The 11,726-nt window shown below is 65.0% G+C and carries 9 protein-coding genes; 6 read left to right on the forward strand and 3 right to left on the reverse strand.

What is annotated here, in order from left to right; all coding sequences use genetic code 11:
• Positions 1 to 133: 133 nt before the first annotated feature.
• The 5 genes from ACP5M5_RS13580 to ACP5M5_RS13600 all read left to right on the forward strand — a co-directional run bounded on the left by ACP5M5_RS13580 (position 134) and on the right by ACP5M5_RS13600 (position 6,261).
• Positions 134 to 646, forward strand: a complete 513-nt coding sequence (locus ACP5M5_RS13580; protein ID WP_427938228.1) for a ubiquinol-cytochrome c reductase iron-sulfur subunit — start codon at positions 134 to 136, stop codon at positions 644 to 646.
• A 70-nt stretch (positions 647 to 716) separates the two neighbouring features.
• Positions 717 to 2,438, forward strand: a complete 1,722-nt coding sequence (locus ACP5M5_RS13585; RefSeq protein WP_427938209.1) for a PQQ-dependent dehydrogenase, methanol/ethanol family — start codon at positions 717 to 719, stop codon at positions 2,436 to 2,438.
• A gap of 113 nt (positions 2,439 to 2,551) precedes the next feature.
• The gene (locus ACP5M5_RS13590; protein ID WP_427938211.1) at positions 2,552 to 3,037 is read left to right on the forward strand and encodes a hypothetical protein; all 486 of its coding nucleotides are present in this window, start codon (positions 2,552 to 2,554) and stop codon (positions 3,035 to 3,037) included.
• 466 nt (positions 3,038 to 3,503) lie between these two features.
• Positions 3,504 to 3,956: a (2Fe-2S)-binding protein gene (locus ACP5M5_RS13595; protein ID WP_427938213.1), complete on the forward strand. Its 453-nt coding sequence runs from the start codon at positions 3,504 to 3,506 to the stop codon at positions 3,954 to 3,956.
• Position 3,957: 1 nt separating this feature from the next.
• Complete coding sequence (locus tag ACP5M5_RS13600; protein ID WP_427938215.1) at positions 3,958 to 6,261, forward strand: molybdopterin cofactor-binding domain-containing protein; 2,304 nt, start codon at positions 3,958 to 3,960, stop codon at positions 6,259 to 6,261.
• 13 nt (positions 6,262 to 6,274) lie between these two features.
• Here the strand turns inward: ACP5M5_RS13600 and ACP5M5_RS13605 are convergent, their stop codons facing one another.
• From ACP5M5_RS13605 to ACP5M5_RS13615, 3 genes are read right to left on the reverse strand one after another with little or no spacing between them, the layout of a single operon-like run.
• Positions 6,275 to 7,618, reverse strand: a complete 1,344-nt coding sequence (locus tag ACP5M5_RS13605; protein WP_427938218.1) for an O-antigen ligase family protein — start codon at positions 7,616 to 7,618, stop codon at positions 6,275 to 6,277.
• A gap of 32 nt (positions 7,619 to 7,650) precedes the next feature.
• Complete coding sequence (locus tag ACP5M5_RS13610) at positions 7,651 to 8,688, reverse strand: glycosyltransferase (RefSeq protein WP_427938221.1); 1,038 nt, start codon at positions 8,686 to 8,688, stop codon at positions 7,651 to 7,653.
• Positions 8,685 to 9,578 (reverse strand): glycosyltransferase family 9 protein, encoded by an 894-nt coding sequence (locus ACP5M5_RS13615; RefSeq protein WP_427938224.1) that lies wholly within the window; start codon positions 9,576 to 9,578, stop codon positions 8,685 to 8,687. The genes ACP5M5_RS13610 and ACP5M5_RS13615 overlap by 4 nt, the downstream gene beginning before the upstream one ends.
• 82 nt (positions 9,579 to 9,660) lie before the next feature.
• Here ACP5M5_RS13615 and asnB point away from each other — a divergent pair, with 82 nt between their 5' ends.
• Positions 9,661 to 11,406, forward strand: coding sequence for an asparagine synthase (glutamine-hydrolyzing) (gene asnB / locus ACP5M5_RS13620; RefSeq protein ID WP_427938226.1), 1,746 nt, complete (start codon positions 9,661 to 9,663; stop codon positions 11,404 to 11,406).
• Positions 11,407 to 11,726 lie beyond the last annotated feature (320 nt).

An 11,726-nucleotide genomic window follows, 5' to 3' on the forward strand; every position in this document is an offset into this window, starting at 1 on the left:
ACGCAGGCGGGGGCGAGACGTGACGGGACGTGACGATAGCAACGACAAGAACATCAGCGATAGCGAAACATGCCGGGGAGAAACGTGCTGGGGGCGCAGGCGTGTCCTTGGTGTTGGCGCTGCTTTGACCCCGGTGGCTTTGGCGCCTTGGCTCGCGCGGCCGGCTCGCGCCGATGATCCGAGCGAATTGCATCCGCAGCCTGGCGACCGGCTGGTGTTTCTCACCGGCGCGAAAAAGGGGCAGATCATCAAGCCCGAGGATCTGCCGCTCGGCGGGCCGCAAGTCCAAGCCTATCCGCAAAGCCCGGACGGTGTCCTGCGCGATGGGTCACGGCTCAATCTGTTGATCGTCATCCGCCTCGATCCTAAGGAAATGAGCCCGGCGACGCGGGCCAACGCCGCTGGCGAGGTCGTCGCCTATTCCGCCGTCTGCACCCATCAGGGCTGCCCGGTGAATGCCTGGTCGGACGAGAAAAAGATGATGGTCTGCTCCTGCCACGGATCGACCTACGATCCGCGTGACGGCGCGAAGCTGGTCTTTGGTCCGGCGCCACGCGCGTTGCCCGCTTTGCCGCTAAAACTCGATGCTGGAATTCCCGTCGTCGCCGCCGGATTTTCGGAGCGGCTCGGGGGTGAGACCGCCTAAGCGTTGGTCCCGCCGCAAACGCGGCGCGGACATCATGCGTGCCGAACAAAACCAAAAGGGAGACGCCAAGATGCAAAAATTACTGTCGAGCACCTGCCTTGCCGCGACGCTGGCGATCGGTCTCGCCGGCCTCGCGCACGGCGCCGATTACACGCCGGTCACCGATGCCAGGCTCACCAATCCCGAGCCGCAAAACTGGCTGATGACGCGCGGCAATTATCAGGGCTGGAGCTATAGCCCGCTCGATCAGGTCAATAGCAGCAATGTTCGCGGCCTGACGCCGGTGTGGACGTTTTCCACCGGTGTCGATTCCGGCCATGAATCGCCGCCGATCGTCAATAACGGGGTGATGTTCGTCTCGACGCCCTATGCCCAGGTGATCGCGCTTGACGCCGCAACCGGCGATGAACTCTGGCGCTACAAACGCAAGCTCCCCGAGGGCTTCAGCGCGCTGCACAACACCAATCGCGGCGTCGCGCTTTATGGTGATCGGGTTTATCTCGCCGGGCTGGATGCGGTTCTGGTCGCGCTCGATGCCCGCACCGGCAAGGTGGCTTGGGAAACCAAGGTCGAGGACTGGAAGACCGGCTATTACATGACGATGGCGCCCTTGGTGGTGAAGGGTAAGATCCTGGTCGGCGTCGCCGGCGGCGAATTCGGGGTGCGCGGCTTCGTCGAGGCGTTCGATGCCGATAGCGGCAAATCGGTCTGGAAAACCTACTCAATCCCCGCTCCCGGCGAGCCCGGCAGCAACACCTGGGAAAAGCCCGACACTTGGAAGACCGGCGGCGCCAGCACCTGGATGACCGGCAATTATGATCCGACGACGGATACGGTGTTCTGGGGCACTGGCAATGGCTCGCCCTGGTTTGGCGATCAACGGCCGGGCGATAATCTCTATACGTCTTCGACGCTCGCGCTCGATGGCGCGACCGGCAAGCTCAAAGGGTATTTCCAATACCAGCAGAATGAGGACTGGGATTGGGATGCGATGAACGCGCCGATGCTGGTCGATTTCCAGAAAGATGGCGCGACCGTCAACGGCCTGCTCTCGCCGCAGCGGAATGGTTATCTCTATTGGCTGCAACGCAAATCCGATGGCGGCATCGGCTTCCTCAAGGCCCAGCCTTATGTGATGCAAAACGTCTTCAAAAGCGTCGACGCGAAGACGGGCCGCCCGGTGATCGACATGGACCACAAGCCGGGCACCGGAAAAATGGCGCAATTCTGCCCCGGTCTCTGGGGTGGCAAGGATTGGCCGTATGAATCCTACAGTCCCAAAACCGGCATGGTCTATATTCCGTCGAACGAAAACCATTGCAACAAGTTCGAAGGCAAAGTCGAGGAGCGCGTGCCTGGCCAGTGGTGGACCGGGGTTGCTGTCCCCGATTTCCACTTCAGCGTCGACCCGAAAGCGCCGTTCTATGGCGAGATCAAGACCTATGACGTCAATACCGGCGCGCCCGGCTGGCGCCAGCTTTACGCGCATTCGATGATGTGGGGCTCGCTGCTTTCGACCGGCGGCAATCTCGTCTTCGGCGGTGGCACCAATGACCGCGAGTTCCGCGCCTATGACGCGACCACCGGCGAGGAACTCTGGCATTCGCGCACCAACTCGGCGATCATCGCGCCGCCGGCGAGCTATGAGGTCAACGGCGTGCAATATGTCGCGGTGCAATCGGGCTATGGCGTCGACGCCGCCTATCAGGAGACTTTGCTCAGCGAACTGCTCGGCTGGCAGGCAGACGTGCCGCAGGGTGGCGTGGTTTGGGTTTACGCGTTGAGCAAGTAAACGCGCCGATCCCTTGTTAGGCGCCCAGCGCACACCAACCAGGCAAAGACCAACCGCCCATCGTGGCGGTTGGTTTTCATGGTCTTACCCGCCGCTTTTAAGGATGATCCATAATGGTATTTGATGATCCCGCGACGGCATTCCGCACCGCTCTCGTTCGGCGCTTTGCGTTCGCCGCGCTGGCTTTGACGTTTGGCGCGGCGCCAGGGCTTCCGGCACGCGCGCGCGCGGAAGAGCCGTCGTTTTTGCTTGCGGAAAGCCCGGCGTATCGCGTTTCGGTCGAGAATGTCACTGCCAAGGTTGGCACACATGCGGTGATGCACGCGATTTTACGGCCGAAAGCGGGCTTTCGGATCTTGAAGGGGTACGAGAACCGTATCGCCCGGTTTTCCTCGGCCGATGACGGGGTCACCTTCGATGAAAAAATGGTGCGTGGCCACCTCGAGAATGACAGTCTGGTGTTCGATATCGGCGTGACGCCGACCAAACCCGGCAGCCATCCGATCAACGGCGTCTTCCGGGTGGGCTACATCCAGGGCGACAGCGATCTCTCGATGGTTTCGCTGCCGCTGATCGCAAATGTCACTGGCACCGAGTAGACTGGCACTGAGTAGAACGCGGCTGAGATCGTAACATCACGGGCGTGCCGATGTCGTGGCGCTGCAAGGGTAATGGCGAGGGCCGTGACTCGTAATATATAAATAAATATATCCAATCAAGCCGACATCCCTGTCGAAAACGTTTCAGAATTTTTGCGATGCCGATTGCGATGATTGGCAATGGTGATTGACAGATCACAGCCAGTGGCGTTGAATACTATCCGAGAAGAGTGGTTCCGCGAGAAGGAGCGCGCGGCCAGGAAGGAACAGCCCAGGCGTTAATCGCCCGGGCGGCGTCAGGTCAGAGAGCACCGTCGCCTTTCATCCGGGTCAAGCGGGACGTCTCGCACAGGCTTGGTTACCTCTTCGCATCGTGCGCAAGACCCAACAACCGAAAACGGGATCCGGGAGGATCGTCGCCCTGAGCGGGCGGGTATTGTTTTCACAGCGTCAAGGAAATTGGCCCATGATCACGCTGAGAGTGAACGGACAGGAGCACAAATATGACGGCGATCCGTCTTTGCCCCTGCTCTGGTTCCTGAGAGACGAAGCCGGGCTGCCCGGCACGAAATTCGGCTGCGGCGAGGCCCTCTGCGGCGCCTGCACCGTGCATGTCAACGGCGAGGCGGTGCGTTCGTGCGCCGTGCAAATGGCGGACGCCGCCGGCAAATCGGTGGTCACCATCGAGGGACTCGACCCGCACGGCAACCACCCGGTGCAGCGCGCCTGGCGCGCCGTCAACGTGCCGCAATGCGGCTTCTGCCAAGCCGGGCAGATCATGCAGGCCGCAGCCCTGCTCAAGCAAACTCCGAACCCGACCGATGCGCAGATCCACACCGCGATGGCCGGCAATATCTGCCGTTGCGGCTGTTACCAGCGCATCGAAGCCGCGGTTCGCATCGCCGCGACGGGAGTGTGATATGACCCATATCGGCAAAAATGAAACCGCACTCGCGGTCGAGAATGTTAGCCGCCGCGCCTGGCTCAAGGGCGTCGTCGCTTCCGGCAGCCTGATCGTCGCCGCGAGCGCGCTGCCACGCGGCGCCATGGCCGCCTGGAAGACCGGGGCGGATGCGATGCCGCATGGCACCGTCTCTGACCCGCATGTCTTCGTCGCTATCGACAAGGACGGCATCGTTACCATCGTCGCGCATCGCTCGGAAATGGGTACGGGGTCGAAAACCAGCCTGCCCATGGTCGTCGCCGATGAGATGAGCGCCGATTGGAGCCGCTGCCGCGTCGTGCAGGCGCCGGGCGACGAGGTCAAATACGGCAATCAGGACACGGACGGCTCGCGCAGTCTGCGCCACTTCGTCCAACCGATGCGCCAATGTGGTGCGGCCGCGCGGCTGATGCTGGAAATGGCGGCGGCGAAACGGCTCGGCGTCGATGTCAGCGAGGTCGAGGCGATCAACCACGAGGTCGTGCATCGCCATTCCGGGCGTAGCTTCGGCTTCGGCGAATTGGCGGCAGAGGCAGCGGCGTTGCCGACGCCGGCGCCCGATCAGATCCGCCTCAAGGATCCGAATTCGTTCCGCTATATCGGCACCGGTTCGGTGCCGATCGTCGATCTCTTCGGCATCACCACCGGCACCGCGACCTATGGCGCCGATGTTCGTCTCCCGGGTATGAAATATGCGGTGATCCTTCGCCCGCCGGTACTCGGCAGCAAGGTGAAATCCTTCGATGCGTCGGCGGCGCTGAAACTTCCCGGTGTCGAGAAGGTGATGGAGGTCAAGGGCTGGGACTGGCCGGCCAAATTCCAGCCGCTCGGCGGCGTCGCGGTGATCGCGCGCAATACCGGCATGGCGATCAAGGGGCGCGACGCGCTCAAGGTGGTTTGGACGGAAAGCCCGCATGCGGTCTATGACTCTGACAAATTCCGCGAGGAAATGCTGGCGACCTCGCGCAAGCCGGGCAAGACGGTGCGCAACGAGGGCGATATCGATGCCGCGATGAAATCGGCGGCCAAGGTGATTTCGGCGGAATATTACGTGCCGCAATTCGCCCATGCGCCGATGGAGCCACCGGTCGCAACCGCCTGGGTGCGGGACGGCATGGCGGAAGTCTGGGCGCCGGTGCAAAGCCCCGGTGGCACGCATGACGATCTCTGCAAAACCCTCGGCCTTCCCTATGACAAAGTGAAGGTGAACGTGACGCTGCTCGGCGGCGCGTTCGGGCGCAAATCGAAATGCGATTTCGCGCTCGAGGCGGCATTGCTGTCGCAGGCGCTGAATGCTCCGGTGCGGGTGCAGTGGACGCGCGAAGACGACATCCAGCATGATTTCTATCACGCCCCGGCAGTGGAGCGGATCGAGGCGGCGCTGGATGCCAATAACAAGGTGATCGGCTGGCGCCATCGCAACGTCGCGCCGAGCCTGTTTTCCACCTTCATGCCCGATCCGAAATACCAGCAACCGCTGGAATACAGCATGGGCCAGGTCGATCTGCCGTTCGAGATCGCCAATATCCGCTGCGAGGTCGGCGAGGCGGCGGCGCATAGCCGCATCGGCTGGTTCCGCTCGGTGCGGAACGTGACCAATACCTTCGCGACGCAGTGCTTCGTTGCCGAACTCGCCCATGAACTCGGCCGCGACCCGAAGGAGATGCTGCTCGAGCTGATCGGCGCGCCGCGCATCGTCGATCCGCGCAAAACCACGGTTGATCTCTGGAACTACGGCGACCCGTTCGAGACCTACCCGATCGATACCGGGCGGCTGCGCGGTGTCGTCGAACTGGTTGCCGAGAAAGCCGGCTGGGGCCGCAATTTGCCTGCCGGCCACGGCATGGGAATCGCGGTGCAGCGCTGCTTCCTGAGCTATGTCGCGACCGTCGTCGAGGTCGCGGTGGACGAAAAGGGCAATATCAGTGTGCCCCGCGTCGATACCGCGATCGATTGCGGCTTCTTCGTCAATCCCGAGCGTATCGTCTCGCAGATCGAAGGGGCGGCGATCATGGGGCTCACCGTCGCCAAGCACTCGGCCGTCACGTTCAAGAACGGCGTGCCGCAGCAAGGCAATTTCAACGACTACCCGGTGGTGCGGATCGACGAGGCGCCGCGTGCGACCCATGTCTATATCGTGCCGAATGGCTGGGATGTGCCGTCGTCTGGCGTTGGCGAGCCGGCGACGGCGCCGTTTGCGCCGGCGTTCTGCAACGCGATCTTCGCCGCGACGCAAAAGCGCATCCGGAGCCTTCCCGTCGGCGATCAGATCTCGCTCTGATCTCCTCGGGTCGTTACACGTGAGAGAGCCCGGGGGACATTTCCCCCGGGTTTTTTCTTGCCTCGCGCGCCAGCGCCAAGCCAAAGCCGAGCAAGACGAAGAAAAATCCCGAAAGCGGCATCGCGGTGAAGGAACTGGTCGAGGCGATCGGCCAGAGATAGACCAAAACCGCAACGAACAGCCCGGCCCGTCGTGGCTCCGGCGTGCGCCAGAGACCACGCCCGAGCGAACCGAGCCAGGCGAGCGCGAGCCCCGTAAACAGCGCAAGACCGGGGAAGCCCGCATTGGTCGCGGCTTCGAGATAGAGATTATGCGGGTGCATTTGACAGCCGCCGAGGCCGCCGCCGTCATCGGCGGGATCCGCCGGCCAACGCCAGCCATGGAAATAGCGCGCTTCGCCGCAATAATGGCGGAAGCCATCGAAACCGAGCCCGGTGAGCGGATTTTCCGCAATCATCGCCCGCGCGCGAGCATAGATCACGCCGTAGGGGCTTTCTGGAAAATGCTCCATCTGGTCGGAGAATTTGGTGACCAGCCGGTAATAGGTGGGCGGCGAGACAATCCTTGATGCGCCGATCAGGGCAACGGCGGCAAGCAGCGCGATCGCCACCCAAAATCGCAGCCGCGGCAGCAGCAGCCCGGACATCACAAGACCGAATAGCGCCAAAATCAGCGGCATGCGCTGGCCGATCAGCACCATCACGGCGATCCCGAGAAGGCCGAGCGCGGCGCCGGCGAGGCGCGCGAGGTACCCCGCGCGGCCAAGGAGGGCGGCGACTGGCGGCAGCAGCACGGGATAGAGGAGGAGCGAAAACTGCCCGCCGGCGCGCGGCTTGTCATAAGGGCCGGTCAATTCGCCATCACCGCCGCGCGGCTCGCCGAAGAAATTCGTGCCGGTCGCGAACTGCCAAACGGATTGCACGGCGATGTAAAGCGCAGCCAAGCTCAAAATCCCCGACAATGCGCGCCGCGCCCAGGACTCTCTCAGGGCAAAGGTTTCGAGGGCGGCGACGAAGAGCAGAAAGCGGATGACGAGCAGCGCCTGCACGCTTGCCCCAATCCCACCATGTTCAATCCCGCCAAGCCGGCCTCCCCCAAAATCCGGGCGTGGCAGCGAACAGAGCACGAGCCAGCCCCACCAGAGGAGGCCGATCACCATCCATGGCCGCCGCAGCCAGGCAAATTCGCCGAGCGCCGCGCTACGCAAGAGCAGCGCGACCGCGATCGCGATCATCAACGCCTCGCCGATCACCCGGCCATGAACCATGAAAACCGGCACCAAAAGCGTCGCAAGCGAGGCGGCGCGTTCCAGCCGGGAAAGCCGGCCGGGCACGCGCAATGCCGTGATCGTCGCCATGCAAAGGCGCTGGGGGAAAAAAAGCTGCATCGTCACCGCTCGACCGTTCTCAGGAAATCCCGCCATTGGCGCAGCACCGCTTGTTGGGCGAATTCGTCGAGGAAGCGTTGCCGCCCGGCCGCGGCCATGGCGCGTGCGCGCTCGGGCGCCGCCAGAAGGGCCGCCAGCACCCGCGCCAGAGCCTCCGGGTTTTCCGAAGGAAACAGCGCCCCGTCAACGCCATCGGTGATCAGCTCGCTCGGCCCCTCGACCGCGCTCGCGACCACCGGCCGCGCCGCCGACCACGCCTCCAGAATGACATTGCCGAGCGGCTCGCAGCGCGAAGGGCAGACCAGCACATCGGCCGCGGCCAGCAAGGCGGCGATATCCTGCCGCCAGCCGGCGAAGACCACCCGTTCGCTGACGCCGAGCCCCGCCGTGAGCCGCATCAGTGCCCCGCGCTCCGGCCCGTCGCCGGCGAGCACCAGCCGCACGCCGGGCAAGGCCGGCAAAGCACGCAGCACGATGTCGAAGCCCTTTTCGGTATGCAGCCGGCCGAGCCCGAGCAACAGCGCACCGTCGCCCGCGAAAGCCGCCGGAATCCCGCCCGACTGGTCGGCGACGAAGTTCGGGAGATAATGTGTCCGCGCTTGCGGCCAGCCGCGGGCGCGCATCCAGGCGACGAGGCCACGAGTGTTGCCGATCAGATGGTCGCAATGGCGGAAATGGGCGAGATTATAAAACCCCCCGAGCCGCCCGAGCAGGACGTAATCGCCGCGCGGGGTATGGCTGGTGGCGCGGCTCATCCAACTCACCACGACGCGGGGCGCAAAGCGGCGAAGATGGCGGGCGAGGCGCCATTTGGTCCAGACATCGACGATATGGCCGAAATCGAGTTCGACCGGCGCCAGCCCGCCAGCCGCAAGCCGCGCCGCGCGCGCCGCATCGCGCTTGACGACCGGCAGCACCGCGTCGCCGGCGGCGTGCTGGGCGAGACAGAGCCGCTCGAAAAACAGCTCAGCACCTCCCATCGCGGCGCCGGCGATGACGTGAGCGACCCGTACATGCCCCGCGCCGTGCCCTTCGCTCACGCCACGATCTCGCCGGCGAGCAGTGACCGCGCCGCGTCATGGACATGGGCGACCGCAAGCGCGTCCATCCGCGGCGCCGGCGCGATGACGGCGGCGGCACGGCGACCGGCGGGCGCATAGATCGCGGCGGAGGTCGGGCCGAATAGGCCGAGCGTCGGCGCGCCGGCGGCGGCGGCGAGATGCATGAGGCCACTGTCATTGCCGATGAAAAGTGCTGCACGAGCGAGACAGGCGGCCGCTTCATAGAGGGTGAGGCGGCCGCAAAGATCGATGGCGTCGGGAAGCTGCGCGAGAAGGGGCGCGGCAAGCGCCCGTTCGGCGGCGCCGGGGCCGGCGAACACGGCGGCGCGGGCACCGGGGAGCGTGGTTGTCGCGAGGGCACGAAAAAGTGCTGCGAAACGCTCGGCCGGCCAGATCTTGCCTGACCAATTGGCGGTCGGTGCGAGCGCGATCACCGGCGCGCCCGGTGCCAGCAGGGTGGCGGCCTTGGCGTCGTCCGCCGGCGCCGTCCAGACGACCGGCAGCGGCGGCGGGTCGAGGCCGAGAATGGCGCCGATCTCGGCGATTTTCGGCCCATCCCGATGGCGAAGGCCGGCGCGGGCGCGGGCGGCGAGGCAATAGCCGAGCGCCGAGCCGCGATTATCGACCACCAGATCCCAGACCCGTCCCACGAGTTTCGCCCAGAGCCCGAGCCAGTGGCGGCCGAAGCGGCGCTTTTCGAAAGCGATCACCTGCTCGCAGCGCGGCATGCGGAAAAACAGCTCCGCCGCCGCCGGCCCGCAGGCGACGGTGAAATTCGCCGCAGGGTACGTCTTGAGCAAATGATCGAGAAGCCCGGTCGAGAGCACCGCATCGCCCACCCGGTTCGAGGTCACGAACAAAATCCGCATGATCAGGGCGCTTCCTAGCACGTCCTGGCGATGGGCGCGCAAGCGCGGTATACCCCGCCGCGAGACGGCAGCGGAGAGGGGTATGTGCGGGATCGCGGGCGTGATGAGGCGCGACGGGCGCAAGCCAGACCCCGAGGTTCTGGATGCGCTCGCGGCAGCGCTTGGCCATCGCGGCCCGGACGGGGAGGGGCGCCATGTCGCCGGCCCCGTCGCCCTCGTCCATCGTCGCCTCGCGATTATCGATCTTGAAACCGGCGACCAGCCGCTCTTTGGCCCCGATGGCCTCGTGCTCGTCGCCAACGGCGAGATTTATAACGACCCCGCCTTGCGCGCGGCGATGCCCGCGACGCCGTTTCGCACCCATTCGGATTGCGAGCCGATTCTCTTTCTCTATGCCGCGCACGGTCTCGATTTCGCCGCCCATTTGCGTGGCATGTATGCGTTGGCGCTCTATGATCCGAGTGCTGGGCGGCTCATCCTCGCGCGCGATCCGTTCGGCATCAAGCCGCTTTACTATGTCGAGACCGCCGCCGGGTTCGCTTTCGCCTCCGAACCGCAAGCGCTGCTCCGCGCCGGCCTCGTGCGCGCCGAGATCGATCCGGCCCGGCGGGCGGAATTGCTGCAGCTCAAATTCACCACCGGGGCCGCGACCATCTTCCCCGGAATTCGCCGCGTTCTGCCAGGCGAGACGCTGGTGATCGAGGCGGGGCAAATCGTCGCGCGCCGGCACTCGGCACGGCTGCCGGCGCGGCCGGTGATCCGCGCCGCGACGCTGGCCGACCTTGATCGCGTGCTCGGCGAGAGTGTCGCCCTGCATCTGCGCTCAGACGTGCCCTATGGCCTCTTTCTCTCCGGCGGGATCGATAGCGCAAGCCTGCTCTGGCTCATGCACCGGACCAGCGGCGAGCGGGTGCAGGCGATCACCATCGGCTATGACGGGGCCGACGCCGATGACGAGAGCGAGGCGGCGCTGGCGGTTGCCCGCGCGGTCGGCGCCCGGGCCGAGCGCATCGTCATGACGGAAGCCGATTTCTGGTCTGCCGCGCCGCGTATCGCCGCCTGCCTCGACGACCCGACCACCGACGCCGCTGCCCTGCCCACCTGGTTTCTCGGCCGCGCCGCCGGGGGCCAGCTCAAGGTGACGCTGTGCGGCGAGGGCGGCGACGAGATGTTCGCTGGCTATGGCCGCTATCGCCGCGCCGTTGCCCCTTGGCGGTTTTTTCAGCGCCCGGCGCGCCAGCGTGGCGTGCTCGACGGCATCCCCGGTCTTGATCTCTCCGGTTGGCGTGACGGGTTCACCGCCGCCGAGCGGCGCGAAGCGGCAGGGCGCAATCCGCTGCAAGCGCTCCAGGCGCTCGATTGCGCCGAGTGGCTGCCCAATGATTTGCTGATCAAGCTCGATCGCTGCCTGATGGCGCATGGCGTCGAGGGGAGGACGCCGTTCATCGACCCCGACGTCGCCGCTTTCGCCTTTGCCCTCCCTGACGCCAGCAAGGTGAGCTGGCGGCTCGGCAAATTGCTGCTGCGACGCTGGCTCGCCGAACGCTTGCCGCAAGCGCGGCCGTTTGCCCGCAAACGCGGCTTCAAGCCGCCAATGTCGCGCTGGATCGCAGCGCGGGGTGCGCGCCTCGCGCCCCTGGTCGCGGCCAGCCCCGGCATTGCCGCCTTTGCCCGCCGCGAGGCGGTGGCAGCGGTCTTTGCCACGGGTGACGGCCAGATGACGTGGAGCTTGCTGTTTTATGCCCTCTGGCACGCGCATCACTTGCTTGGCATTCCTTCCGATGGCGATGTCGAGGCGGTTTTGGCAGCGGCCAGCCGGGCGGGATAAGTCTGTCCTGGCGTGGCAGCGTGCAACGGATAAAAGTTTTTTGGTTCTTTTTTTTCAAAAAAGAACCCTTTCCTTTTGCGGAATCCGTGCGCGGCCGCTGCTATTCTCGAGGCGGCGCCTGACCCCCAGGCGCGCAGCGGACGGTCACTCCTTAAAGACGTCTAAGCGGCGCTGGAGGTTGTTTTCCGCTGCCGGCGAATGAGACGGGTGATGGCGCTTGCGGGTACAGGCCGGCCGAGCAGAAACCCTTGCAACTCGGTGCAGTGGACGGCGCGCAGCAGATCGATCTGCGCTGTGGTTTCCACCCCTTCGGCGGTCAC

The sequence above is a fragment of the Acidibrevibacterium sp. genome (genome assembly GCF_049965395.1).
Taxonomy (GTDB): domain Bacteria; phylum Pseudomonadota; class Alphaproteobacteria; order Acetobacterales; family Acetobacteraceae; genus Acidibrevibacterium; species Acidibrevibacterium fodinaquatile.